The 25,364-nt window shown below is 71.9% G+C and carries 25 protein-coding genes; 17 read left to right on the top strand and 8 right to left on the bottom strand.

What is annotated here, in order from left to right; translation table 11 throughout:
- The first annotated feature begins 74 nt into the window (after nucleotides 1-74).
- The 5 genes from ACF1CT_RS17330 to ACF1CT_RS17350 are packed head-to-tail and all read left to right on the top strand — an operon-like array spanning nucleotide 75 to nucleotide 5,179.
- Nucleotides 75-962: an ABC transporter substrate-binding protein gene (locus ACF1CT_RS17330; RefSeq protein WP_391784689.1), complete on the top strand. Its 888-nt coding sequence runs from the start codon at nucleotides 75-77 to the stop codon at nucleotides 960-962.
- Nucleotides 959-1,927: an amino acid ABC transporter permease gene (locus tag ACF1CT_RS17335; protein ID WP_391784690.1), complete on the top strand. Its 969-nt coding sequence runs from the start codon at nucleotides 959-961 to the stop codon at nucleotides 1,925-1,927. The genes ACF1CT_RS17330 and ACF1CT_RS17335 overlap by 4 nt, the downstream gene beginning before the upstream one ends.
- Nucleotides 1,924-2,694, top strand: a complete 771-nt coding sequence (locus ACF1CT_RS17340) for an amino acid ABC transporter ATP-binding protein (protein WP_391784691.1) — start codon at nucleotides 1,924-1,926, stop codon at nucleotides 2,692-2,694. The genes ACF1CT_RS17335 and ACF1CT_RS17340 overlap by 4 nt, the downstream gene beginning before the upstream one ends.
- A complete protein-coding gene (locus ACF1CT_RS17345) occupies nucleotides 2,694-4,307 on the top strand; it encodes an amidohydrolase family protein (protein WP_391784692.1) in 1,614 nt (537 codons plus the stop codon). Before ACF1CT_RS17340 ends, ACF1CT_RS17345 begins: the two co-directional genes overlap by 1 nt.
- Nucleotides 4,304-5,179 (top strand): serine hydrolase, encoded by an 876-nt coding sequence (locus ACF1CT_RS17350; RefSeq protein ID WP_391784693.1) that lies wholly within the window; start codon nucleotides 4,304-4,306, stop codon nucleotides 5,177-5,179. Before ACF1CT_RS17345 ends, ACF1CT_RS17350 begins: the two co-directional genes overlap by 4 nt.
- A gap of 6 nt (nucleotides 5,180-5,185) precedes the next feature.
- Here ACF1CT_RS17350 and ACF1CT_RS17355 read toward each other — a convergent pair whose 3' ends face one another.
- From ACF1CT_RS17355 to ACF1CT_RS17370, 4 genes are all read right to left on the bottom strand, one after another.
- On the bottom strand, nucleotides 5,186-6,109 hold the full coding sequence (locus tag ACF1CT_RS17355; protein WP_391784694.1) for a LysR family transcriptional regulator: 924 nt from the start codon (nucleotides 6,107-6,109) through the stop codon (nucleotides 5,186-5,188).
- A gap of 38 nt (nucleotides 6,110-6,147) precedes the next feature.
- Nucleotides 6,148-7,488, bottom strand: coding sequence for a diaminopimelate decarboxylase (lysA, locus tag ACF1CT_RS17360; RefSeq protein ID WP_391784695.1), 1,341 nt, complete (start codon nucleotides 7,486-7,488; stop codon nucleotides 6,148-6,150).
- A 199-nt stretch (nucleotides 7,489-7,687) separates the two neighbouring features.
- Entirely contained in the window at nucleotides 7,688-9,220 is a 1,533-nt protein-coding gene (locus ACF1CT_RS17365) for a glutamate synthase subunit beta (RefSeq protein ID WP_391784696.1), read from the bottom strand.
- A 123-nt stretch (nucleotides 9,221-9,343) separates the two neighbouring features.
- The gene (locus tag ACF1CT_RS17370) at nucleotides 9,344-10,483 is read right to left on the bottom strand and encodes a PP2C family protein-serine/threonine phosphatase (protein ID WP_391784761.1); all 1,140 of its coding nucleotides are present in this window, start codon (nucleotides 10,481-10,483) and stop codon (nucleotides 9,344-9,346) included.
- 272 nt (nucleotides 10,484-10,755) lie between these two features.
- On the opposite strand from ACF1CT_RS17370, the gene ACF1CT_RS17375 reads away from it, so the two are divergent.
- On the top strand, nucleotides 10,756-10,911 hold the full coding sequence (locus tag ACF1CT_RS17375) for a hypothetical protein (RefSeq protein ID WP_391784697.1): 156 nt from the start codon (nucleotides 10,756-10,758) through the stop codon (nucleotides 10,909-10,911).
- A 45-nt stretch (nucleotides 10,912-10,956) separates the two neighbouring features.
- Here ACF1CT_RS17375 and ACF1CT_RS17380 read toward each other — a convergent pair whose 3' ends face one another.
- On the bottom strand, nucleotides 10,957-11,466 hold the full coding sequence (locus ACF1CT_RS17380) for a transglycosylase SLT domain-containing protein (protein ID WP_391784698.1): 510 nt from the start codon (nucleotides 11,464-11,466) through the stop codon (nucleotides 10,957-10,959).
- Nucleotides 11,467-11,988: 522 nt separating this feature from the next.
- Here ACF1CT_RS17380 and ACF1CT_RS17385 point away from each other — a divergent pair.
- Nucleotides 11,989-13,701, top strand: a complete 1,713-nt coding sequence (locus tag ACF1CT_RS17385) for a SpoIIE family protein phosphatase (protein ID WP_391784762.1) — start codon at nucleotides 11,989-11,991, stop codon at nucleotides 13,699-13,701.
- Between the two features lie 7 nt (nucleotides 13,702-13,708).
- Here ACF1CT_RS17385 and ACF1CT_RS17390 read toward each other — a convergent pair whose 3' ends face one another.
- Nucleotides 13,709-14,353, bottom strand: a complete 645-nt coding sequence (locus tag ACF1CT_RS17390) for a GntR family transcriptional regulator (protein WP_391784699.1) — start codon at nucleotides 14,351-14,353, stop codon at nucleotides 13,709-13,711.
- 4 nt (nucleotides 14,354-14,357) lie between these two features.
- Nucleotides 14,358-15,296: a transcriptional regulator CynR gene (cynR, locus tag ACF1CT_RS17395; RefSeq protein ID WP_391784700.1), complete on the bottom strand. Its 939-nt coding sequence runs from the start codon at nucleotides 15,294-15,296 to the stop codon at nucleotides 14,358-14,360.
- 212 nt (nucleotides 15,297-15,508) lie between these two features.
- Between cynR and ACF1CT_RS17400 the strand changes: the two genes are divergently transcribed.
- The 3 genes from ACF1CT_RS17400 (at nucleotide 15,509) to ACF1CT_RS17410 (ending at nucleotide 17,288) form a co-directional block, all read left to right on the top strand.
- A complete protein-coding gene (locus ACF1CT_RS17400; protein WP_391784701.1) occupies nucleotides 15,509-16,108 on the top strand; it encodes a carbonic anhydrase in 600 nt (199 codons plus the stop codon).
- A 58-nt stretch (nucleotides 16,109-16,166) separates the two neighbouring features.
- Complete coding sequence (gene cynS, locus ACF1CT_RS17405) at nucleotides 16,167-16,637, top strand: cyanase (protein WP_391784702.1); 471 nt, start codon at nucleotides 16,167-16,169, stop codon at nucleotides 16,635-16,637.
- Nucleotides 16,638-16,781: 144 nt separating this feature from the next.
- Entirely contained in the window at nucleotides 16,782-17,288 is a 507-nt protein-coding gene (locus ACF1CT_RS17410; protein ID WP_391784703.1) for a nucleoside deaminase, read from the top strand.
- Between the two features lie 116 nt (nucleotides 17,289-17,404).
- Here ACF1CT_RS17410 and ACF1CT_RS17415 read toward each other — a convergent pair whose 3' ends face one another.
- A complete protein-coding gene (locus ACF1CT_RS17415) occupies nucleotides 17,405-18,031 on the bottom strand; it encodes a ScbR family autoregulator-binding transcription factor (RefSeq protein ID WP_391784704.1) in 627 nt (208 codons plus the stop codon).
- A 572-nt stretch (nucleotides 18,032-18,603) separates the two neighbouring features.
- Here ACF1CT_RS17415 and ACF1CT_RS17420 point away from each other — a divergent pair.
- The 7 genes from ACF1CT_RS17420 (at nucleotide 18,604) to ACF1CT_RS17450 (ending at nucleotide 25,278) form a co-directional block, all read left to right on the top strand.
- Nucleotides 18,604-19,302 carry an HAD family hydrolase gene (locus ACF1CT_RS17420; protein WP_391784705.1) on the top strand — a complete coding sequence of 233 codons (699 nt, stop codon included), beginning with the start codon at nucleotides 18,604-18,606 and terminating at the stop codon, nucleotides 19,300-19,302.
- 229 nt (nucleotides 19,303-19,531) lie between these two features.
- Nucleotides 19,532-20,272, top strand: a complete 741-nt coding sequence (locus ACF1CT_RS17425; protein ID WP_391784706.1) for a DUF1684 domain-containing protein — start codon at nucleotides 19,532-19,534, stop codon at nucleotides 20,270-20,272.
- 63 nt (nucleotides 20,273-20,335) lie between these two features.
- Nucleotides 20,336-21,853: an ABC transporter substrate-binding protein gene (locus ACF1CT_RS17430; protein WP_391784707.1), complete on the top strand. Its 1,518-nt coding sequence runs from the start codon at nucleotides 20,336-20,338 to the stop codon at nucleotides 21,851-21,853.
- Nucleotides 21,853-22,818, top strand: a complete 966-nt coding sequence (locus tag ACF1CT_RS17435; RefSeq protein ID WP_391784708.1) for an ABC transporter permease — start codon at nucleotides 21,853-21,855, stop codon at nucleotides 22,816-22,818. The genes ACF1CT_RS17430 and ACF1CT_RS17435 overlap by 1 nt, the downstream gene beginning before the upstream one ends.
- 41 nt (nucleotides 22,819-22,859) lie before the next feature.
- On the top strand, nucleotides 22,860-23,720 hold the full coding sequence (locus ACF1CT_RS17440) for an ABC transporter permease (RefSeq protein WP_391784709.1): 861 nt from the start codon (nucleotides 22,860-22,862) through the stop codon (nucleotides 23,718-23,720).
- Complete coding sequence (locus tag ACF1CT_RS17445; protein WP_391784710.1) at nucleotides 23,717-24,514, top strand: ATP-binding cassette domain-containing protein; 798 nt, start codon at nucleotides 23,717-23,719, stop codon at nucleotides 24,512-24,514. The genes ACF1CT_RS17440 and ACF1CT_RS17445 overlap by 4 nt, the downstream gene beginning before the upstream one ends.
- On the top strand, nucleotides 24,514-25,278 hold the full coding sequence (locus tag ACF1CT_RS17450) for an ABC transporter ATP-binding protein (RefSeq protein ID WP_391784711.1): 765 nt from the start codon (nucleotides 24,514-24,516) through the stop codon (nucleotides 25,276-25,278). The genes ACF1CT_RS17445 and ACF1CT_RS17450 overlap by 1 nt, the downstream gene beginning before the upstream one ends.
- Nucleotides 25,279-25,364 lie beyond the last annotated feature (86 nt).

Below are 25,364 nucleotides of genomic sequence, written 5' to 3' on the forward strand. Positions count from 1 at the left end.
CTTCATCATCTTCCATTCCCCGGGGCCCGGCTGCCAGCATCGGCGCACCGCCACCCCGCTGAGGGAGAAATCAGATGAAACGTCCTCGTTCCCTGCGCTGTCTGGCAGCCCTGGCCGTGGTCGCCCTCGCGGCCACCGCGTGCGGGCGTTCCGGCCAGGGCGACGCCCCGTCCGCCAGTTCCCCCCGGGCCGCCGACGGCCGGCCGGCGGCCGAGCTGCTCCCCGACCCGTACCGGAAGAAGGGGGTGCTGAGGGTGGCCACCGCGGTGGGGTACCCGCCGATGGAGATGTACGCGGAGGGAACCACCCGGCTCACCGGTGTCGACCCCGATCTCGCCGAGGCTCTCGCCGGCCGGCTGAAGCTGCGGCTGGAGCTCACCAATGCCGCGTTCGACGGGCTGATACCCGGTCTGGAGTCCGGCCGCTTCGACCTGGTCATGTCGTCCATGACGGACAGTCCGCAGCGGCGGCAGGCGGTCGACTTCGTCGACTACTTCCGGACCGGCGGCGTCATCATGACGAAGAAGGGCAACCCGCAGAACATCGCGTCCCTCGCGGATCTGTGCGGCAAGAGCGTCGTCCTCGCCAAGGGCAGCTCCAACCTCCGCATCGGCGAGGAGCAGAACGCCAAGTGCGGGGAGAAGATGCGGATCTCGCAGAGCGAGGACGCGCCGACGGGTCTGCTGCAGATCGACAGCGGGCGTGCGGTCGCCACCCTCGTCGACTATCCGGTCGCCCGGATGTTCACCGAGAAGAAGAGCGGCGCGTACGAGGTGCTGCCGACGCAGTACGGCACCGCCCCGTGGGGCATCGCGGTCTCGAAGGACCAGGCCGGACTGCGCGACGCGGTGCACCGGGCCCTGCAGGAGCTGATCGACAGCGGCGAGTACCGCAAGATCCTCGACACCTGGGGCGTCGGCGACAGCGCCGTCACCGCGGCGACCGTCAACGACGGGCGGTGAGCGCGGACATGGCCCACCCGAAGGCGTCCGCCGTCGCACCGGCCGACGGCGCGGCGGCACCGGACGACGACCTCGCGCTCCGGCTGAGCCGCCGCCCCCGGCCGGGACGCTGGCTGGCGGTCCTCGCCGCCGCGCTGTTCGCGGTGTGGATCGCGTACACCGTCATCGTCAATCCCCATCTGCACTGGGACATCGTCGCGCAGTACCAGTTCGACGGGGTCATCCTGCGGGGCCTGTGGGTGACGGTCCAGCTCACCCTCGTCTCGATGGCCCTCGGTGTCGTCATCGGCGTCGTCGTCGCGGTGATGCAGCTGTCCGACAGCCCGGTGCTGCGTTTCACGGCCGGCGCGTACACCTGGTTCTTCCGGGGCACCCCGCTGCTGGTCCAGCTCATCTTCTGGTTCAACCTGGCGCTGCTGTTCCCGGTCATCAGCATCGGGGTGCCCTTCGACGGGCCGAAGCTGATCAGCTGGCAGTCGAACCAGGTCATCACCGGGTTCGTGGCGGCGCTGCTCGGGCTCTCCATCAACGAGGGCGCCTACATGGCGGAGATCGTCCGGGCGGGCATCGGGAGTGTGGATCCCGGCCAGCGGGAGGCCGGGGCGTCCCTCGGCATGTCGAACCGTCAGATCCTGTTCCGGGTGGTGCTTCCGCAGGCGATGCGGGTCATCGTCCCGCCGTTCGGCAACCAGTTCATCTCCATGCTCAAGACGACCTCGCTGGTGTCGGTCATCGCCGGATCGGATCTGATGACCGTGTCCCAGCACCTCTATCTCGCCAACTTCGAGGTGGTGGCGCTGCTGCTGGTGGCGTCGCTCTGGTACCTGGTCCTCACGACGATCGCCAGCATCGGGCAGCACGCGGTGGAACGCCGGTACAGCCCGGGGGCCGCCCCGCCCCTGCGGCGCAGGATCCTTGCCGATCTGAGGCCCGGGCGTGCGGAACGGAAGGGAGCGACGGCATGAACGACGTGATCCTCGGGGCCCGAGGGGTCCGCAAGCGGTTCGGTGAGACCGAGGTGCTGAAGGGCATCGATCTCGATGTCCGCAGTGGTGAGGTGCTGTGCGTCATCGGCCCCTCCGGCTCCGGCAAGTCGACGTTGCTGCGCTGCTTCAACCATCTCGAACGGATCGACGCGGGACGGGTGTGGATGAACGGCGAACTGATCGGCTACGAACAGCACGGCACGTCCGGCCACCTGCGCGAGCGGAGCCCGCGCGACGTACGGCGCCAGCGCGAGCGGATCGGCATGGTGTTCCAGCGGTTCCACCTGTTCCCGCACCGCACCGCGGTCCAGAACGTGATGGAGGGACCGGTCGCCGTACGGGGCCGGTCCCGCGCACAGGCCCGGAAGCAGGCCCTGGAGCTGCTGTCCGAGGTCGGTCTCGCGGACCGGGCGGACCACTACCCGGCGCAGTTGTCGGGCGGTCAGCAGCAGCGCGTGGCGATCGCCCGCGCGCTGGCCATGGAGCCCGCCCTGATGCTCTTCGACGAACCCACCTCCGCCCTCGATCCCGAACTCGTCGGCGAGGTCCTCGGCGTCATGCGTGATCTGGCCCGCCGGGGCACCACGATGGTCGTGGTCACGCACGAGATGGGGTTCGCCCGCGAGGTCGCCGACCGCGTCGTGTTCATGGACCGGGGCGCCGTCGTCGAGTCCGGGAGCCCGGAACTCCTGTTCACCGCCCCGCGCCACGCGCGCACGCGGGCCTTCCTGTCGACGGTGCTGTGATGGGCCGCCCGCTCGACCTGCTGCTGCGCGGCGGAACACTCGTCGACGGCACCGGAGCACCGGCCCGGGAGGCGGACGTCGGCGTCGCGGACGGACGGATCGCGGTGCTCCCGGCCGGCACACGGGCCGCGGCGACCGAGATCCTCGACGTGTCCGGTCGCGTCGTGGCACCCGGCTTCATCGACGTGCACACCCATTCCGACGCCCTGGCCGCGCCCCGTGACGCCGCCGCGGAACCGGTCGACGACCTGCGCCTCGCCCCGTTGCTCCAGGGCGTCACCACGGAGATCTGCGGCAACTGCGGGACCAGTCTGTTCCCGTCGCTCCCGGAGCGGCTGCCGGACCTCGCCGAACACCTCCGGGTGACGTTCGGCCTCGGTCCGGTCCGTCCGGCAGTGGACTTCGACGCGTTCGCCGCCGGTCAGGATCCGGCGTCGCGGCACAACCACATCGCCTCGCTCGTGGGTCACGGCACCCTGCGCGCCGGGGTGATGGGCTTCGAGGACCGGCCGCCCCGCCCCGACGAGTTGGACGCCATGTGCGCGCTGCTCGACCGGGCGCTGCGGCAGGGCGCGGCGGGCCTGTCCACCGGGCTGATCTACCCGCCCGGCACCTACGCAGCCACCGAGGAGATCGTCGCGCTGGCCCGGGTCGCCGCCCGCCGCGGCAAGCCCTACGTCACCCATCTGCGCGACGAGATGTCGCAGGTGGAGTCGGCTCTGGAGGAGGCGCTGGAGATCGCGGCACGTTCCGGTGCCGCGCTCCAGGTCTCCCACCACAAGACGGCGGGCCGGCATGCCTGGGGTGCCACCCTGCGTACGCTGCCCCGGCTGGAACGGGCAAGGGCCGAGGGCCTGGACGTGTGGTGCGACGTCTACCCGTACACCGCGGGCAGCACCGTGCTGCACGCGATGCTGCCGCCGTGGGCGAGCGAGGGCGGTGTCGGCGCGCTGCTGGAACGACTGCGCCGGACCGAGGTCCGCGACCGGATCCGGGCGGACATCGTCACGGGCGTCGCGGGGTGGGAGAACACCGTGGGCAACGGCGGCTGGGACCTGATCGCGGTGGCCGCCGCGCGGTCCCGCCCGGACACCGAGGGCCGCCGGGTCGCCGACCTCGCCGCCGAGAGGGGCGTCCACCCGGTCGACTACGTGTGCGATCTGCTGTTGGCCGAGCGGGGCGAGGTGACCATCATCAGCCACTCCATGCGCGAGGACGACGTCCGGCGGGTGCTGGCCGGCCCGCTGTCGATGATCGGCTCGGACGGTGTGCCCAAACCGGGCCGTCCGCATCCCCGTTGGGCGGGAAGCTTCGCCCGCGTGCTCGGTCACTACGCCCGCGATCAGGGGCTGCTGCCGCTGGAACGGGCGGTGCACAAGATGTCGGGGCTGCCGGCCCGGCGGTTCGGGCTCGCCGGTCGCGGCCGGGTGCGCGACGGCGCGGTCGCGGACCTCGTGGTGTTCGACCCGGACACGGTGCTCGACCGGGCCACGTTCGACCGTCCGCTGCTGGCGCCCGAGGGCGTCGGTACGGTGGTGGTGGCCGGACGGGTCGCGGTCAGGGACGGCCGTCCGACGCGCGTGCGGGCGGGGGAAGTGGTGAGGGTCCGATGAGTCTGTCCCAGGTGGCGGCGGCGGCACGGCGGTCGGCCGCGCTGCCGCTCACGCTGGCCGTGGCCGCCGTCGACGTCGACGGCGGGGGCACGGTGGGCGTCGACGAGGACGTGGTCCTGCCCGTCGCGTCCGCCTCGAAGCTGCTGCTGCTCGCCGAGGTGGCCCGCCGGCTGGACGGCGGGGAGCTGTCGCCCGGCCAGGCCGTCGGGGTGCTCGACGAGGACCGTGCGGACGGCACCGGTCTGCTGCGCCGGATGAGCAGGGCCGGCTGGAGTGTCGAGGACCTGGCCTGGCTGACCGCCTCGGTCAGCGACAACACCGCCACCAACGTCCTGCTGCGCCTGGTGGGGCGGGAGTCCACGGACCTGCTGGCGCGGCGGCTCGGGCTCGGCCGCCTCGCGCTCCACGACAAGGTCCGTGACACCCGGGGCCCGGACGTACCACCCGTCTTCGCCACCGGCACCGCGCGGGACCTGGCGGGGCTGGTGACGCACGCGGCGCGCGGCACGATGGTCTCCCCCGCGGCCTCCGCGCGGCTGCTCGGCTGGATGCGCGCCAACACCGACCACGGTCTGGTCCCGGCCCTGGTGGATCACGACCCGTACGCGCCGGGGTTCCCCGAACCGCTGCCCGGCCGGCTGCTGGTGGCCAACAAGACCGGTACCGACACCGGGGTCCGCGCCGACGCCGGTGTCATCGTCGGGGCCCGCAGGATCGCGTACGCGGTGCTGGCGCACTGGGACACCGGGCTCGGGCCGGGCGCCGAGCGGGCCGCCGTGCACGCCGTGCGGGACGTCGGTCGCACCCTCGCGGCCTGTGCCCGGCGGGGCGGGGACGGCCCCGTGCCGGATCCACCGCGTCCGCGGCGGTGACCCGTGTCAGGACCACTGCATCTCCAGCAGTGAACTGATCTCCCCGGCCGCCGACCGCAGTTCCGCGAGGAAGATCTCCAGCAGCGGGTTGCGGTTGGTGGGCCGGGTGGCGACCCCGATGCGCCGGTGCAGCCGGGGATGGTCGAGCCTGCAGACGTGGACGCCCGTGCTGTCCCCGAGCCCGAGGGCCGGGACGAGGGCGATGCCCATTCCGGCCCGGGCGAGGTTGACCGTGACCTGGTAGTGGTCGGTGCGGCAGCGGATCCGGGGGCGGAATCCCTCGGTCGCGCACGCGCGTTCCAGCACGGGTTCGCCGGTGCGCCCGCCGTGCGTCCCGATCCAGCTCTCCCCCTCCAGGGCGGCGAGCCGGACCGTCGTGCGCCGCCCGAAGCGGTGTCCCAGCGGGAGGACCACCAGCTGCGGTTCGTCGAAGAACATCTCGACGTCGACGCCCGCGTGTCGGCACCAGGGGTCCAGCGGGTGTTCGAAGACGACCGCCGCGTCGAGCCGGCCGGCCTCCAGATCGGGCACCGTCTCGTGCGGCTGCCCCAGGATCAGCTCCAGTTCGACCTGTGGCCGCTCGGCAGCGAAGGCGGACAGGGCCCGCGGCAGCAGCTCCAGGCCCGACGAGGCGAAGAAGCCCACCCGCAGCACGCCTGCCTCGCCCTCGGAGTGCGCGCGCAGATCGTCCCGCGCGACGGCCATCAGGTCGGCGACGGCCTGCGCGTGCTCGGCGAGTCGCGCACCGGCCGCCGTCAGCCGCAGGCTCTGCGGCTGACGTTCCACCAGCGCGGTCCCGACCTCCTGCTCCAGCCGGGCGAGTTGGTGCGAGACCGCGGACGGGCTCAGGTGCAGGGCCCGGCCCGCGGCCACGATGGTGCCCGTGCGGGCTATCTCCAGCAGGACGAGGAGTCGGGCGCTGTTCAGCATCGGGTCAGACTAGGTCCTTTCGTCCGGATCGGGCCAGATCAGGGCGCGATTCCGGCGTGATCCGGACGAGAGGGCACGGTGGGTTCCAGGGGCTCCGCGGGTTCGTCGACGTCCAGCCGGAGCAGGTCCTCCTCGGTCTCGCGGCGCACCGCGGTGCGCGCACCGCCGTCGCGGACGAAGACGACCGCCGGGCGCGGCAGCTTGTTGTAGTTGGACGCCATGGCGTATCCGTAGGCGCCGGTGACCGGTGTGGCCAGGACGTCCCCCACGGCGGTCCCGGCGGGCAGGGCGGCGTCGTCGACGATCACGTCGCCGCTCTCGCAGTGCTTCCCGACCAGTCGCGCGCGCCACGGCCGCGGCGCGTGCGGGCTGCGCGGCAGGAACACCTCGTAGCGGCTCCCGTACAGGGCGGGGCGCGGGTTGTCGCTCATCCCGCCGTCGACACCGACGTAGGTCCGCACGCCCTCGATCCGTTTGATCGTGCCGACCCGGTACAGGGTCAGTCCGGCGCGTGCGGCTATGGACCTGCCCGGTTCCACCGCGACCTCGCCGTTCCAGCCCGCCTCCCGGACGGCGGACCGCACCCCGGCGGCCCAGTCGGCGAACGACGGCGGGCTCTGCCCGGCCTCGTAGGCGACGCCGAGGCCGCCGCCGACGGTCAGCCGGTGGGTGCCCGTCCGCGCCGCGAACCGTGCGACGGCGGCGGCGCCGGCCGCGAGTTCGGCGGTGTCCAGCACCTGGGAGCCCACATGCGCGTGGATGCCCTCCAGGAGCATCGCCGGGGACCCGGCGGCCCGTCGTACGGCGTGCTCGGCGGCGCCGTCCGCCAGGCCGAAGCCGAACTTGGAGTCGTGGCCGCCGGTCCGGATCGCCTCGTGCGCGCCCGCGGCGACGCCCGGGGCCACCCGCAACTGGACGGGGGCGGGCGGCAGTCCCTCCTCGGCGTGCAGCCGCTCGATGCGGTCCATCTCGTCGAGGCTGTCGACCACGACGTGCCGCAACCCGGCCGCCATGGCGGTGCGCAGCTCCGTCTCGTCCTTGTTGTTGCCGTGCAGCACGATCCGGTCGGCCGGTACTCCCGCGTGCAGGGCCACCCGCAGCTCGCCGCCGGAGGCGACGTCGAGCAGCATCCCCTCCTCGTGGGCGAGCCGTGCCATGGCCGTGCACAGGAACGCCTTGGACGCGTAGGCGACGTTGTCCGCCCCGAAGGCGGCGACCGCCTCCCGGCAGCGCAGACGCAGGTGCTCCTCGTCGTAGACGAACAGCGGGGTCCCGAAGCGCTCCGCGAGGTCGAGGAGCGGGACACCTCCGACGGCGAGGCCGCCGGGGCGGGCCTCGGCCGTGAGGGGCAGCAGACCCGATTCGATGGCTGACGTCATGATTCCTCCCCGTGGGCCGGTTCCCGGCCATCCTGCGGCCTGCACGAGGGGACGCAAAAGCGCATTCTTCCGTGGCTGAGCATCGGGTTCTTCGATGGTCCGTGCCCCGGCCGCGCCAGTGCCCGCGCCGGCCGGTGCGTGGGCGCCAGCGGGGCCGCCCGGCCAGAGGGATCCCGGCCAGAGTGCGTCCGGCAGGCTCTCAGGCGGCCAGGGGCCGGTCGTCCGGCGCGACGGGCGCCGGAAGGACCGTGGCACCGCGCAGATATCGGTCGGTCGCGGCGGCGGCCGACCGCCCCTCCGCGATGGCCCACACGACGAGTGACTGGCCGCGTCCCGCGTCGCCCGCGACGAACACACCGCTCGTCCCGGTCCGGGGACCGGCCGGACCGGTCACGGGTCCGGGGGGATCGGCGGGAGCGGAGGTCACGGCCTCGAAGCCGTCGGTCCGCGCGTAGGTGCCCCGGTCGTCGAGCACGAGTCCGAGCTGTCGCACCAGACCGCCGCCCCGCTCCGGGCCGAAGAAGCCGAGGGCGAGCAGGACCAGATCGGCCGGGATCACGTGTTCCGTCCCGGACACCGGGTTCCTGTTCCCGGGCTCCGTCTCCGCCAGACGCAGCGCGCGCACGTGTCCCGTCCGGTCGCCGTCGAAGCCGAGCGTGGCGGAGGCGAAGCTCCTCGGGTCCGCGCCGTCGCGTTCCCGGGCCTCCTCGTGGGCGTGGGAGACGCGGTAGACCTTCGGGTACACGGGCCAGGGTTCGCCGTCCCGGCGCGCGGCACCGGGCTCGGGGTTGATGTCGAGCTGCACCACCGAGGCGGCCCCCTGGCGCAGCACGGTGCCCAGGCAGTCCGACCCGGTGTCGCCACCGCCGATGATCACTACGTGCCGGCCCTCGGCGGTGAGCACGGGGACGTCCCGGTCCCCCTGGGCGACCCGGTTGGCCGCGGTGAGGTAGTCCATGGCCTGGTGGATGCCGTGCAGGGTCCGGCCCGGGACGGGGAGTTCCCGCCGCCCCGTGGCGCCCACGGCGACGACGAGGGCGTCGTGTCCCTCCACGAGCCGGCGGGCGTCGAGGTCGACGCCGACGTCCACGCCGGTGCGAAACCGCGTGCCCTCCGCCCCCATCTGGTCGATGCGGCGGTCCAGATGGCGCTTGTCCAGCTTGAACGCGGGAATGCCGTAGCGCAGCAGTCCCCCGGGGCGGTCGGCGCGTTCGTAGACGGTGACCGTGTGACCGGCGCGGGTGAGCTGTTGTGCCGCCGCGAGTCCCGCGGGTCCGGATCCGATGACGGCGACGGCCTTGCCGCTGAGTCGCCCGGCCGGTAGCGGCTCCGCGTATCCGCGCGCCCAGATCTGGTCGGCGATGGCCTGCTCGACGTTCTTGATCGTCACCGGGTCGGCGTTGATGGACAGCACGCAGGCGTCCTCGCACGGTGCCGGACAGAGCCGGCCGGTGAACTCCGGGAAGTTGTTGGTCGCGTGCAACCGCTCGGCCGCCGCCCGCCAGTCGCCCTTCCTCGCATAGGCGTTCCACTCGGGGATCAGGTTTCCCAGGGGGCAGCCGCTGTGGCAGAAGGGGATGCCGCAGTCCATGCAGCGCCCGGCCTGTTCGGAGACGAGCGGCAGCTCGGCCTGCCCCGCGTGGACCTCGTTCCAGTCGTCCAGGCGTTCCTGGACGGGCCGGGCCGGAACGGGCCGGCGGGGGGTTCTGAGGAAGCCGTGGGGGTCGGTCATGCCGCCGCCTTCGTCGCCACTCGCGGTGCGTGGGCACTACGGCCAGGCTACGCCCGCCCGTGTGTGCGTCCACCGTGCCGGGCCCCGGCCGGTGGTCCTTCCCGGGGCGGCGCGCACCGTGGGTCAGGCCCGGCGGTCGGCCCTCCCCGGGCCGTGGCGGCTTCCTCCGGGGCGGGCCGTGCCGGGGCGGACGCTCTTCACCAGTTGGTGTGCCGCGGCCGCGACGGGCTGGTGCGCCGCGGCGGTCACGGGCTGGCGGCGGATCGCGATGACGGCGGCGTCGTCGCCCAGTCGTCCGCCGGCGTGGGCGAGCAGATCGTGTCGCAGGTGGTGCAGGAGTACGTCCGGCGCGCATTCGGTCCATCGGGAGGCCCGTTCCGCGAACGGGTAGAACGCTCCGTCCCGGTCCCGTGCCTCGATGACACCGTCGGTGTAGAGGAGCAGGGTGTCCCCGTCCTCGAAGGCGACCACGTCGACGCTGTGGCAGGTCGGTGCCAGGCCGCCGACCCCCAGCGGGGGTGCGGGATGCAGGTCCGGCACGGCGACGGAGTGTCCCGGTCCGAGCAACAGCGGGGGCGGGTGGCCGCAACTGGTCATCCGGCCGACGCGGCCCTCGTCGGGGATCTCCAGCAGCAGGGCGGTGACGAAGGGTTCGCCCGCCTCGCCCTCCGTCTCGAAGTCGTCCTGGTAGCGGCTGACGCTCCGTTCCAGGGCCGCGGCCAGCTCGGGCAGGCCGGTCTGCTGATGGGATGCCTCGCGGAAGGCGCCGAGGAGCACGGCCGCCTCCCCGACGGCGGCCAGGCCCTTTCCCCTCACGTCGCCGATCAGCATCCGGGTGCCGCCCTCGACGCGGGTGGCCGCGTACAGGTCCCCGCCGATCAGTGCCTCGTCCTCGGCGGCCAGGTACAGGGACGCGACCCGCAGGGGGCCGATCCGCTCCGGGAGCGGCCACAGCAGCACGTGCTGCGCGGCCTCCGCCACCGACCGCACCTGGGCGAGCTGTCGTCCGCGCCGCTCACGGATCAGGCAGAAGAACACGACAAGTACGGTGAGCACCGCGAGGGCGGTGATCTGTACGAAGGCGTTGCGGGTGTCCAGCACCCCGAGGCGTTCGACGATGAACGCCTGGGCCGCCACCGCCAGCACCCCGATCGCTCCCGTCAGCACCGGGCCCGCGAAGGACGCGGTGAGCGCGGGCGCGATGACGAGCAGCGGTCCGAGCTGGATGTCCTCCGGGGCGAGAATGTCCAGAACGGTGATCATGACGACGAGGGCGACGGGGATCACGAGCAACCCGTGGCCCGGTCGCCAGGACTCCCGCAGCACCGCGAAGCGCTCACCGATACTCACGTCTTCCACACTGCACCGCCCCCGGGCGCCTGACGACTCGGCCGGGGACGAGGCCGACGGGCTCCCCGGGCCGGTGCGCCCGGGGACGGGCCGCCCGTCCGGTACCCGCGTTACGCTCGTTCTGTAGGCGTTCATCCGTGCGTTGTACGGATGCGCACGGGCGCGGCACGACCGCGGAGGCGGCCATGAGCGAGAACGAGGAGTACCCGACTCCGTCGCAGGCCGAGGGCGAGCGGCTGGAGGAGGACATGAACCCGGCCGAGGAGCGGCACCCGGCCACGACACGCACCCAGCCGTCCCAGGCGGAGGGCGAGCGCGGCGGCGACGACGCGGGGAGCTGATCCTCCCCCGGCGGCCGGTCGCCGCCGGGACGGTGGAACCCCGGCTCAGTAGGCGGAGTTGACGTTGTCGATCGACCCGTAGCGGTCCGCGGCGTAGTTGGCCGCCGCGGTGATGTTGGCGACGGGGTCGGTGAGGTCGTGCGCGGTGCCGCCGACGTGGTACGCGTTGAAGGTCGGCTGGATGACCTGGAGCAGCCCCTTGGACGGGGTGCCCTGCCGCGCGTTGACGTCCCAGTCGTTCTGGGCACTCGGGTTGCCGCCCGACTCCCGCATGATGTTGCGGTGCAGCCCCTCGTAGGTCCCGGGGATGCCCTTGGCCTTCATGATGGCCAGCGACTCCTTGATCCAGCCGTCGAGGTTGTCGGTGTGCGCCCGGTCGCCGCCCGCCTGAACCGCGGTCGCGGACGCGCCCACCGATGTCACCTCGGCCGCCTGCGCCGACGTCGACGTCAGTGTGAGGGCGGCCGCCGCGGCGCCCAGGGTGGCGACACCGGCGACGGACAGGGCGCGGAGGCGGGCGGTGCGGCTGGTGCGGGTCTGCGTCTGCGTGGTCATACGGAAGGCACTCTCCTGGTGAGGTCGGGGTGGCCGGCCGGCCACCGGTCGCGGCGGCCTGCGGGACGGAACCCGCGGGCGGCATGGAGGGGAGCCGGCGGGATCCACCGGGTCCGGTCGCGGATTCCCGCGACGACAGCCATGGTGGGCGGGGCTTCGGCGCGAACGCAAGGATGTGACGTACTAACCACCTTCGGAGCAATGTCCGTTATTTACCTTTTCTTATGATTTTTTGGCGTTTGTGGCGCTGTGGGTTCTACGAATCTCCTTCGTATGTGACGTGGCTCCTATGGGTGGCATCACACGCGGGAGGCCGTTCGGTCACGCAACGGCACCTCGGCGTCACACGAACGGCGGCAAAACGGCCGGGTGTCCCCGTCCCCCGTGGGTGCGCGCCTCCGCGGCCGGCGGCGCCGGACGGACCGGGCCGGCCGTGACCGGTGCGGATGCGCGCCGGGGGCGCCGGACCGACGATTGAGGACCGGGCAGCGGGTGGTCCGTGCCCCGCCCCAGGAGGTGGACGTGGAGGCCGATGCCCACGACGGACGCCCGCTGCCGTTCGACACCGCGGTCCTCTCCGTCCTGTTCGACGGTGCGCCCGCCGGGATCGCCCTGTACGACATGGACCTGCGGTATCTGTACGTGAACCCCGCGCAGGCCCGGATCAACGGGCTGTCACCCGCGGAGCACCGGGGGCGGCACATCGTCGACGTACTGCCCGAGTTCGACGAACGGCAGCACGTGCTGCGCGCGGTACTCCGGGACGGGCACCCGCGCGACACGACGTTCAGCGGCCTCACCCGCGAGCTGGCCGACAAGGACAGGCGGTACTGGCGCGGCAGCTACTACCGCGTCGAGGCCGACGGCGTCCGCCTGGGGCTCGCCGGGATCGTGATGGAGATCAGCGCCTCCCGCCACCAGCAGGAGGAACTGCATCGCGCCCGGCGCTACCTGACCCTGCTCGACAGCGCGTCCACGAGCATCGGCACCACTCTCGACATGGACACCACCTGCCAGGAACTGGCGGAGTTCATGGTGCCCGCGCTCGCCGACATCGCGTCCGTCGAGGTCTTCCCCGCGGAGATCGGTCACACCATGCGCCGTCCGCCGCCGGGGGTGGTCAGGCTGCGCCGTGCCGCCCTGGCCATGACGCCCGAGGTCCGCGACGCCGCCGCCGGGAGTTTCCGGGGGCCCGGCGAGTACATCGACTACCAGGAGGACTCCGTCGTCCAGCGTTCCCTGGCGAACGACCAGCCGGTACTGGAGAACCGGTCCACGGACGAGCGGCTCAGCCGTTCCGGCCCGGACCCGGGGCAGGCCGCCGCGTACCGGGCCATGGGCCTGCACTCGATGTGCGTGGTGCCGCTCTCGGCCCGCGGGATCCCGCAGGGTGTGCTCGGACTCGGCAGGGTGGGCGCGTCCCCGTCGTTCAACGCGGAGGTGGACGTGATCGTCGCCCGTGAACTCGCCGGCCGGGTGGCCATCGACGTCGACCACGCCCGCAGGTACGCGCGCGAGCACGGGATCGCCCTGGAGCTCCAGCGTTCGCTCCTGTCCGAGCCGCGCGGCCAGCACCCGCACATCGAGATCGCGACCCGCTACCTGCCGGCCGAGCGCGGTGTGCTCGTCGGCGGCGACTGGTTCGACGTCATCCCGTTGAAGAACGGACGGCACCTCAAGGCCATGGGCGACGTGATGGGGCACGGGGTCGAGGCTGCCGTCGCCATGAGCCACTACCGCTCCCTGCTGAGGCTGCTGGCCGCGGACGAACTGCCACCGCACCGCATCCTGGAGCGCCTGGACGCCATGGTGGAACGTTCGGGACTCGACCGGGCGGCGACCTGTCTGATCGCGGTGGTGGACCGGCTCTCGGAGGTGTGCGAGGTGGCCAGCGCGGGCCATCTGCCCCCCGTCCTCATCGACCCGGGCCACGGCACGGCCCGCATCCCCGAACTGCCCGTCGGTCCGCCCCTGGGCACCGGGTACGGAAGGTACGAGAGCCTGGTGCTCCCGTGCGGCCCCGGGACCGTGCTGTTCATGTACACCGACGGGCTCGTGGAGCGCCGGGACGAGGCCATCGACGTGTCCGTCGGACGACTGGCGCACCTGCGCATGCCCGCGGGCGGAGGACTGGAGGACCTCCTGGACGAGGTGCTCAACCGCTACGGCGAGGGCGCGGAGGACGACATCGCGGTACTGGCCTCCCGCATCCGCGCGGACGAACCGGCCCGGTGAACGGCCCTCAGTCCCGGGGCCGCTTCCGGCGGACGGCGGAACGGCTCGTCGCCAGGTGCTTCGTCACCAGCGCCTCGACCCGCGAGACGTCCCGCTCGGCGATCGCCTCGTACAGTTCCGCGTGCTCCTCGGCGACTGCCACCAGGTCGTCGTGCTGCCCCAGCAGCCAGCGCATCCTGCTGCGCAGCGTGCCCCCCAGCTCGTCGAGGAGCGCGTTGTCCGCCAGCGTCGCCACCGTCTCGTGGAAGTCGGCCGCGGCCCGCCGCGCCCGCACGGCGTCGCCCTCGCGCGCCGCCGCCAGTTCGGCGTCGAGATCCGCCCGGAGCTTCGCCAGTCCGGCACGGGTACGCCGCTGCGCGGCGAGCCGGAACGTCAGGGTCTCCAGGCCCGACCGGACCTCGTCGAGGTCCGCGATGTCGGTCGGCGTGAACTCCCGCACCACGGCCCAGGTCCGTGGCCGCGGAGTCACCAGCCCCTCGGTCACCAACGCCCTCAGCGCCTCCCGGACGGGCAGTCGGCTCACCCCGAGTTCCGCGGCGAGTTCGCGCTCGACGAGCTTGCTGCCCGGCGCGCGCACCCCGTCGACGATCTCGTCGCGCAACTGTCGTGTGACCCGCTCCGATTCGGGCTCGAAGGCGTCAGGGGATGTCATGCCGTCATTCTCCCACCAGTCGGCCGCGCCGCGGACCGGCCGGGGCGTAGCCGCGTTCCCGGACCAGGTCGTGCGCCAGCCGGGTGAAGGCGCGTGCGGCGGCACTCTCGTAGCCGCTCTCCCTGCGCAGCAGTTCGACGACGCGGGTGGGCAGCGGGGGGTCGACCGGAACGGGGACGAGATGGGGATGGTCGTCCGTGATCGCGCCGGGCAGCACGGTCGCCAGCGGGCCGGTGCGCTGCACGATCTCCGTGAGCGCCTGGACGCTGTTGGCCTCCACGACGATCGGCGGACTGACGCGATGGCGCGCGAAGTAGTCGTCGATGTGGCCGCGGGTGGCGAAGTCGCTGCTGAGAAGGGCGAGTTGCTGCCGGGAAAGCTCACGCACCGGAACCGGCCGCCCGGCTCTCGCCTCGGAGCCGTGGGCGCTGACGACCAGGCCGAGGCTCTCGGTGAACAGCGGCGCCGACGCGATGCCGGACAGGTGGTCCCCCTCGAAGGCGATGCCGATGTCCAGCTCGTCGGCGAGGAGACCTGCCTCGATGCGGTCCTGCGTCATCTCCCGCACCTCCAGGGTGACCCCCGGGTGACGGGTGTGGAGTTCCCGCGCGAGCGGGCCGACGAGGTAGGCGACGAAGGTCGGCGTCATCGCCAGGCGCAGGTGTCCGCGCGAGAGGTCGGCGACATCGAGCACGGCGCGGTCGGCCGCCGCCAGCTCGCCGAGCGCGCGCCGCGCGTGGCGCACGTAGACCTCGCCCGCGTCGGTCGGGCGGACGCCCCGTCCGCTCCGGTCGAGCAACTGGGCGCCGACCACCCGCTCCAGCTGCTTGATCTGCTGCGACAGCGTCGGCTGCGAGATGCGCAGTTCATCGGCGGCCCGCGTGAAGCTGCCGTGCTCGGCCACGGCGATGAGGTAGCGGAGGTGACGCAGTTCCGGGCCCATGCCCGCAGCATAGATCCTGCCGATCGCTCCTCGCGCGAACACCCTCCGCCGCCTATGCCCGCCGGTCGCGTCCGGGCGCGGACGTCACGCGATCCACCTATAGGTGACATCAATGTGATCTATGGATAACAAGACTTGGACTCTATAGCTCCAGCTCATGCATGGTGGAACACGTCAGCCCGCCGGGCCGACGAACACCGAAGGGAGTGGCCGTGCACGACATCACCGACGGCCCCGAGCGTTTCCGACGCGATGTCTTTCCCGCCAGGGCCGAGCTGTTCGCCCGCCTGGCCACGACGCACCGGCCGAGGACCCTGTTCATCGGCTGCTCCGACGCCCGCGTGGTGCCGGAGATGATCACGCAGAGCGAACCGGGCGAGCTGTTCGTCGTCCGGACCGCCGGCAATCTGGTCCCCGCCCACGGCTCGGGGCCCGACGGCGTCGCGGCGAGCATCGAGTACGCCGTCGCCGTGCTGGGCGTCCGTGACGTCGTCGTCTGCGGCCACTCCGGCTGCGGCGCCATGACCGCCCTGGTCGAGGAGCACGATCTCAGCGCCGCACCGGTGGTCGCCGGCTGGCTGCGGCACGCGGACGCAGCCCGCGCCCGCGCGTCGGCCGTCCCCGTGCCCCCGGGCTCCTCCGAACTGGCGAACCTGGTGCGCGCCAATGTGGCCGCGCAGGTACGGAACCTGACCACTCATCCCTCGATCGCCCGCGCCCTGGCCCGCCGGACGCTCGCCCTGCGCGGCTGGGTGTTCGACATCGCGACCGGATCCATCGACACGGTCCACCCGGCCGCGGCCGCGGCCTGACGTCCGCCGAAGAACTCACCGGACCCTCCCGTCCGGTGCCACCGAAAGGAACCCCTCCATGCCGCACGCCCAGTTCGACCCCACCGCCCGTGAGACCCTCGCCGTCGCGGCCGTCGAGGCCAAGATCCGCAAGGACCTGACCTGGCAGCAGATCGCCGACGCGGCCGGACTGTCGGTGGCGTTCGTCACCGCCGCCGTCCTCGGCCAGCACGCGCTGCCGGAGAAGTCCGCCGAGGCGGTCGCCGAACTGCTGGGCCTGGACGACGAGGCGGCGATGCTGCTCCGGACCATCCCGACCCGCGGTTCGATTCCCGGCGGCGTCCCCACCGACCCGACGATCTACCGCTTCTACGAGATGCTCCAGGTCTACGGCACCACCCTCAAGGCCCTCGTCCACGAACAGTTCGGCGACGGCATCATCAGCGCGATCAACTTCAGGCTGGACGTGAAGAAGGTCGCCGACCCCGAGGGCGGCGAGCGCGCGATCATCACCCTGGACGGCAAGTACCTGCCGACCAAGCCTTTCTGACGGTACGTCCGACCCGTTGCGGCGGGCCGGAACCACCACGGCCGCCTCCGGCCCGCCGCGGTGGTTCCGGTCGCCCGCACCCGCGACGCCGTACGGATCGCGGCCGGGACGCGGGCCCGGCCCCGCACACGTGAGGAGAGACCCTTGTCATCCGTCGAACTTACCGACACGGAACACCGGTACCTGGAGAGGGCCGTGGAACTGGCGGAGGAGGCGCTGCGGGCGGGGGACGAGCCCTTCGGCTCCGTCCTGGTGAGCGGCGACGGCCGGCTGCTCGCCGAGGACCGCAACCGGGTGCGCGGCCTCGGGGACAGCACCCGGCACCCGGAGTTCGAACTGGCGCGCTGGGCCGCGGCCCGGCTCACGGCGTCGCAGCGGGCCGCGGCGACGGTCTTCACCTCCGGTGAACACTGCCCCATGTGCGCGGCCGCCCACGGCTGGGTCGGTCTCGGCCGCATCGTCTACGCCCACTCCGCCGACCAGCTGACGCAGTGGCTGGCCGAGATGGGACTCCCGTCGTCCCCGGTGCGTCCGCTGCCGGTCCGCGAGGTGGTGCCGGACCTCGTCGTCCGGGGGCCCGTACCGGCCCTGGCCGACCGCCTGCGGGAGATGCATCGCGCCGCCCACGCGCCGACCCGCGGAACGCCCTGACCCAGGGGCGGCACCCGCACGGACGCCGGAGCGGGCCCGGACCTCACGGGGGTGCGCCGCGCAACGCCCGGTCCGCCCCCTCCCCGTCGGGGACGGTGGGCGAAGCCCCCGCGCGCTCACCGGATCCGGGCCCGCGCCCGTGCGATCAGGGCCGCCGGGTCCGGTCGCGCCTGGAGCGCGTTCAGAACGAGACGCCACCACTGGTCGAGCCGCACCGCGAATTCCGTCTCCCCCGCCGTCTCGCAGGTGAGGCTGTACAGACCGAAGAAGGCACCCACCAGTGCCGGGGCGGTGCCCGACGGCTCGACACCCGCGGCGAGTTCCCCCCGGGTCCGGGCATCGGCGAGCAGCCGGGTGGCCGCCGTCGTCCATGCCGCGAACGGCGTGGGAACGACCGCGTCGATGCTGCGGCGCTCTGCCCACAGGCGGGCGCCCGCGCGGGCCGTGACGTCCTGGCACAGGACCCTGGCGATCTCGAAGCTCAGGGCGACGAGCCTTTCGAGCGGCGGAACGTCCGACGCCGTGTAGCGCGGGGTCAGTTGCGGCCACGCGGCGAACTGCTCGCGCACCACCGCGAGGGCGAGCTTCTCCTTGCTGGAGTAGTGGAAATAGATGGCCCCACTTGTCTTCCCCGAGCGGGCGCTTATGTCGTTGACGCTCGTTCCCACGTATCCCCGTTCGACGAAGAGATGCGCCGCGGCTTCCAGGAGATTTCTCCGTGTCGTTCGCGCCCTGTCCTGCACGTATGTTCCACCTTCGATATCTCATGCGACGCACAGGGCGCAAAGCGGTAGTGCACCCGCGCATGACGGTGCCATCAAGCCGTACCGTGCAGCGATTTTATGATTCTTCGACCGCGTGCGCGTGAGTGCATCGGGGAATTCCGCCGTCGTTTCGAGCGGCGTCGCACACAAGTCCGCCACACCGCCACCTGGAAACGCTCACCATCTCTCGGCACACCGGCCAAAGAACCAGGCTGGACAGCCGGTCGACGCCGCATGCCCGCGCCCCGGCCCACTCCGTGGTTCACGCCCGGAGTGCGACCGCGCTGCCGCAAAACACTCGAAGTAGTGATTGCCCCTCGCTCCGCCGCGAAATTAACGTAGTCGGCACGATGTTTCCGGCCCGTCGCCGATGAGGCGGACGATTTCCGCGTCGACGGGCCCCGCGGAGGCAAATCGACCACCTCCGCACGCGGCCGCCGAAGGCCGCCGGAATCCCATTCCCGACAGTTCAGCGCGCCTCCCCCGGAGTCCGGGACATCAGCGATGCGCCATCGGCCCGGGACGGCACGCTCTTCGAGAACGGCAGAGAAATGACAGATCATTCCATTCTCACCTGGTCCCCCGCCGCCATCGTCTTCGATTGCGACGGAACCCTGATGGACACCGAACGCCACTGGCAGGACGCCCGCAACCATGTGTTCCGCGAGTTCGGCCTCAGGCCGCCGCTCGGTTTCGCGGCGCGCGCCCAGGGCGTGCACTACACCGAGTGCGGGAGTCTCATGGCTCGGGAGACCGGGAAACCCGAGCTCACCTACGACATGACCCACGCGCTCCTGAGGCACTTCATGGCACTCGTCGACGCGGATCCCGTCACCATGCCGGGCGCGGCGGCGCTGGTCGGGATGACGACGCGCCACCTGCCGCTCGCCGTCGCCAGCAACTGCCCGCTGGAAGTCGTGGAGTCCTGCCTGCGGCGGGCCGGGCTGCTGGGCCACTTCGATCACATCGTCGTCGCCGGCGGCTCCTTGCGCCCCAAGCCCCGGCCGGATGTCTACGCGGCCGCGGCGAAGCTCTGCGGGGTCCGGCCCCGGGAGGCGCTGGCGGTCGAGGACTCCCTCACTGGCATCGAGTCGGCGCGCGGCGCCGGCCTGCGCGTACTGGGCGTCGGCCCGCACCCCACCGGACGGACGGCGGAACGGGCCGACCTGTGGGTCGACACCCTGAGCGACCGGAAGCTGACGTCATGGGCCCGCTCCTGGGTCGCCGAGGCCGGACCACCGCTCGGATGACGTTTCGGGCACGCTCACCGAGATCTCCGAGGACGACCGCTCCCGCGGTGCCGCCCCGGTCCGGGCCGGGGCGGCCCGGACCGGGGCGTCCCCCGCCGCCGTCCGCCCGGTCTCACTATGCAGTCAAATTTGACATTAGCGCTCCTTATGGAAGATAAAGAAGACCCTTTGGGCTTAAGCTCACGCATCGTGACATTCGAGGCGTGGCAGCCGATGAACACCTAGGTGAATGAGTCGAACCGTGTCGCACGCCGCCGAAGTCCCCGAACAGCCCGCCGAGCCCGCCGCGGCCTGGGAGGCGTGGCGTGCCGAGCGGCGACGCTCGGTCACCTCGGCCACCGGGAACCTCGCGCTCGTCGAGACCCGCTGGGCCCCGCCCGGTGAGCGCCCCGACCCCGCGGCGGCCGCGGCGGGACAGCCGGACTCCGTCACCGTCACCGCGGTCGAGCGCACCGACGCCGTCACCGGCGCACCCGAATACGGACTGCGCTTCTGGGACGCGCGGTCCGCCGCCGTCCGGCACTTCGACCGTACGGACGTCTTCCCGTACGACCCGGCCTGGGTGCTGGAGGCCACGTACACGCCGGTGCCGGGCGCCAGGCGGGTCGGATTCGAGCACATCCGGGACAACGGCGGCACCCGTGACCTCGTCGTGCCGGGAGACATCGAGCTGACCCTCGGCGGCCGGGACTACACACTGAGCGCCTTCGACGACGACGGCACCCTGTTGCTCGTCTTCGGGGATCCGACCAACGGCGACACCACCTACGGCGCCGGACGCTTCCTCTTCGTCACCCGCACCGGCGAAGGCCGGGTCCTTCTCGACTTCAACCGGTCCTTCGTCCCGCCCTGCGGCTTCTCCGACCAGTACAACTGTCCGATGCCGCCGCAGCAGAATCGTTTCCACCTGCCCGTGACGGCAGGCGAGAAGCGGCCTGTCTTCCGCGACGGCTTCCCCGCACAGCACTGATCCGCCCGGGTACCGAATCGTCCCCGCGTTCCCGCCCCCGCAGCACGAAAGCACGCACTTGCCATGAGCATCAAGAAGACCTCCCTCTACGGCGGAGCGACCGCCGCCGTCCTCGCCCTGACCCTCACGGCCTGCGGCGGCGGCTCCGGCAGCGGCGGCACGTCCGCGGGCGGCAGCGGCAAGGACGCCACGGTCAACATCGGCTCGCTCTACGAGCCGCAGAACCTCGACAACACCGCGGGCGGCGGCCAGGGCGTCACCGAGGCGCTCAACGGCAACGTCTACGAGGGGCTCTTCCGGCTCACCGACGAGGGCAAGGTCGAGAAGCTGCTCGCCCAGGACTACAAGGTGTCCGGCGACGGACTCACGTACACCTTCACCCTGCGCGACGGAGTGAAGTTCCACAGCGGCAAGGCGCTCACCGGCCAGGACGTCAAGTACAGCCTGGAGCGGGTGATCGCGAAGGACTCCCAGTCCGCGCGCAAGAGCAACCTCGAAGTCATCAAGTCCGTGACGGCGCCCGACGCGCACACGGTCGAGGTCCGGCTCTCCAAGAAGTCGATCTCCTTCGTCTACAACCTCTCCTACGTGTGGATCATCAACTCCGGGGCGAAGGACCTCAGGACGACCGAGGACGGCACCGGGCCGTACAAGCTGAACAAGTGGACCCGCGGGTCGGCCCTGGGGCTGACCCGGTTCGACGGCTACTGGGGCGACGCCGCCGCCAACAAGCAGGTCGTCTTCCACTACTACAAGGACGCCACGGCGCTCAACAACGCCCTGCTGACCAACGCGGTGGACGTCGTCACCAGCGAGCAGTCGCCCGACTCCCTCGAACAGTTCAAGAACAACGCGAACTACAAGGTCACCGACGGCAACTCGACGACCAAGCTGCTCCTGGCGTTCAACGACCGGGCCAAGCCGTTCACCGACGTCAAGGTCCGGCAGGCGGTCTCCGCCGCCATCGACGACAAGAAGCTGCTGGAATCCGTCTGGGGCGGCTACGGCAAGCCCATCGGCTCCATGGTCCCGCCCACCGACCCGTGGTACGAGGACCTCACCGGCGTCAACGCGTACGACACCGCGCGCGCCAAGAAGCTGCTCGCCGAGGCCGGATACGCGAAGGGCTTCTCCTTCACGCTCGACACCCCGAACTACGACCCGCACCCGACCGCGGCGACCTTCATCAAGTCCGAGCTGGCCAAGGTCGGCGTCACCGTGAAGATCAACACCATCACTCCGGACGAGTGGTACACGAAGGTCTACAAGAACCACGACTTCACGGCCACGCTCCAGGAACACGTCAACGACCGCGACCTCGTCTGGTACGGCAACCCCGACTTCTACTGGGGTTACGACGACAAGCAGGTCTCCCGGTGGGTCGAGGAGGCCGAGCAGGCGTCCAGCACCGCCGAGCAGACCGAACTCCTCAAGAAGGTCAACCGCAAGACCGCCGAGGACGCCGCCAGCGACTGGCTGTACCTCTACCCGCAGATCGTCGTGGCGAACAGCAAGCTGTCCGGCTACCCGGTCAACGGCCTGAACTCCCAGTTCTTCGCCTACGACATCAAGAAGGGCTGATGGGCCGGTACCTGCTGCGCCGCCTCGCCTTCCTTCTGGTGTCGTTGGCGCTGGCGAGCGTGGTCCTGTTCGCGCTGCTGCGGATGCTGCCGGGCGACCCGGCCAACGCGCTCACCTCGGTGGGCGCCGACGCCGAACAGATCGCCGCTGCACGGCACTCCATCGGTTCCGACCGGCCGCTGCCCGAACAGTTCACGCACTGGATCGGACAGCTTGCCAGTGGTGACCTCGGTGCGTCGTTCGTCAGCTCGCTGCCGGTCGGGCCCGAGATCACCTCCCGGCTGAACGTCACGGTCCCGCTCACGCTGGCCTCGTTCGTCCTGGCGGTGCTCATCGCCGTCCCGGTCGGGTTCGTCGCCGCGCACCGGCGCCGGACCTGGTACGGCTCACTGCTCAACGGGGTGTCCCAACTCGGCATCGCCGTACCGGTGTTCTGGCTCGGGATGATCCTCATCGCCGTCTTCGCCCTGAACGCCGGCTGGCTGCCGGCGGGCGGCTTCCCACCGGACGGCTGGGCACAACCCGCCGAGGCGATCCGTTCGCTGGCCCTGCCCGTGATCACCATCGCGCTCGTGATGAGTGCCTCACTGACCCGTTACGTCAGATCGGCCGTGCTCGACGTGCTGGGCAGCGACTACCTGCGCACCGCGCGGGCCATGGGCGCTTCGTTCGGACAGGCCATGTGGCGGCACGGACTGCGCAACGCCTCCGTGCCGGTGATCTCGATCCTCGGCATCGAACTGGCGTCCACACTGCTGGGGGCCGTGGTCGTGGAGTCCGTGTACGCCCTGCCGGGGCTCGGCTCCCTGCTGGCCACCGGCATCGCGCAGCACGACTACCCGGTGATCCAGGGCGTGCTGTTCGTCTCCACCCTCTCGGTGCTGGTCATCGGCTTCGTCGCCGACCTCGTCCAGCGGATCGTCGATCCCCGGCTGCGCGGCAGGCTCTCCGGAGGTGCCCGGTGACGTCCCCGGTACCGGCCCCGTCCACGAACGCGACGGAGCACATGAACCCGACCGAGCACCCGACAGGAACGAGGTCCGCGAGGCGGCCGAGGCGTTCGTACACGCTGGTGACCGGCTGCGCGCTGACCGGTCTGATCGCCGTGGTCGCCCTGGTCTCGCTGTTCTGGCTCCCGTACGCCACCGACGACACGTCCGGCGGACGGCTCACGAGCCCGGGCGCCGATCACCTGCTCGGCACCGACAAGCTCGGCCGCGATCTGCTCACCCAGCTCATGACCGGCTCCCGCATCGCCTTCGAGGCCGGTCTGGGCTCGGTGCTCATCGCGGCCGCGCTCGGCGGCGTCCTGGGCGTCCTCGCCGCGTTCGCGCAGGGCTGGCTCGACGACACGGTCTCCGCGTTCCTGGACATCCTGATCGCCTTCCCGACGCTGTTGCTGGCGATGCTGATCGTCGCCGCCCGTTCGGCCACGCTGGGCTCCGCCGTGCTGGCGATCGGCCTCGCGCAGAGCGCGGTCGTGGCCCGGCTGGTGCGCATCCTGGTCAAACGGGTCCTGGCGCAGGACTACATCACGGCGGCCCGCACCTCGGGGACGTCGTGGCCCAGGACCGTGGTCGGCCACGTGCTGCCCAACATCTGGCCGACGCTCGTGGTGAACCTCGCGCTCCAGTTCGGGCTCGCGGTACTCGCCGAGGCAGGCCTGTCCTACCTGGGCCTGGGGGCGCCGCCGCCGAACGCCTCGTGGGGCCGCATGCTCCAGGAGGCACAGGCCACCTTCACCACGGCACCGGCGGGCGCCCTGGCCCCCGGCATCCTGCTCGTCCTGCTCGTCATCGGCGTGAACCTCGTCGCCGACGGGCTGCGCGACACCCTCGATCCCGCGACCCGGCGGAGGCGCGCGTGAACATCCTCGACGTACGCGACCTCACGGTCCGCACCGCACAGGGTCGGGTCCTCGTCGACGGCCTCTCACTGACCATGGCCCCCGGTGAACGACTCGGTCTCATCGGGGAATCGGGTTCCGGGAAGTCGCTGACCACCCTCGCCGTGCTCGGTCTGCTGCCCGAGGGCATGACGGCCACCGGCGGTGTCGAGCTCGCCGGCACCCAGATCGTGGGCGCGGACGAGAGGCGGCTCACGAAGGTGCGCGGCCGGGACGCCTCCATCGTCTTCCAGGAGCCGCTCACCGCGCTCGACCCGCTGATGCGCGTCGGCCGGCAGATCGCCGAACCCCTGGGCAGGCGGCGCGGCCTGAGGGGCGCCGCGCTGAAACGGGCCGTCGTGGACGCCCTGGAGCGGGTGCGGCTGCCCGAACCCGACCGCATCGCCCGTGCCTTCCCGCACGAGATCTCCGGTGGACAGCGCCAGCGCGTCGCGCTCGCCATGGCGCTGGCCTGCGATCCGCAGCTGCTCATCGCGGACGAGCCGACCACCGCGCTCGACGTGACCGTGCAGTCCGACATGCTCGACCTCCTTGACTCACTGGTGCGGGAACGCGACATGGCGATCCTCTTCGTCAGCCACGACCTCGCGGTCGTCGCGAAGGTCGCCGATCGTGTGCTCGTCATGAAGGACGGCCGGGCCGTGGAGGAGGGCGACGTCCGCGGGATCGTGCGCACCCCGCGCGAGGAGTACACCCGGACGCTGGTGACGAGCGCGCGACAGCTGGAATCGGCCCTGGACCTGAGGAGCGCGTGATGACGCCCGTACTGGAGCTGGACGGAGTCTCCTTCGGCTACGGGGGACGCACCTCGCCGGTCGTCGAGGACATCTCCCTGGCCGTCGGGGCCGGGCGGAGCCTCGCCCTCGTCGGCGAGTCGGGGGCGGGCAAGACCACGCTGCTGCGCCTGCTGCTCGGACTCGCCCGGCCGGTCGCCGGTGCCGTCCGGTTCGACGGCGAGGAGCTGAGGACACGCGACCGCGAGCAGATGCGGCGCTTCAGGCGCGGTGTGCAGTGCGTCTTCCAGGACCCGTACTCGTCGCTGGACCCGCGTCGGCGCGTCGGCGCCATCGTGTCCGAACCGTTGCGCTCCCTCGGCCTCGACACCCGGGCCACCGCCGCTCCGAAGGTGGCGCGGGCCCTGGAAGGGGTCGGTCTCCCGGCCGACGCCGCGGGGCGCTATCCGCACGAGTTCTCCGGCGGGCAGCGCCAGCGCATCGCCATCGCCCGGGCGACGGTGTGCGATCCGCGGGTGCTGCTCGCCGACGAGCCGGTCAGCGCCCTCGACGTCACGACCCGGGTGAAGGTCGTCGATCTGATCGAGGAGTTGAAGGAGGAGCGCGGTCTGACGCTCGTCATGGTCTCCCACGACCTGTCGGTGGTCGCCTCGCTGTGCGAGCACACGGCGGTACTGGAGCGTGGCCGCCTGGTCGAGCAGGGCCGGACCGCACAGGTACTGGGTGCTCCCGCGCACCCGTACACCCGTCGGCTCGTCGAGAGCGTGCCGCGCCTGCCGGTCTGACCCTCCGCCCGCCGCCCGCCGCCGGCCGGCGGACGGCGGACGGCGGACGGCGGACGGCGGACGGACGGTCCCCGGGGTGCCGCCCG

Origin of the sequence: Streptomyces sp. NPDC014734, assembly GCF_043083325.1 — a bacterium.
GTDB lineage: Bacteria > Actinomycetota > Actinomycetes > Streptomycetales > Streptomycetaceae > Streptomyces.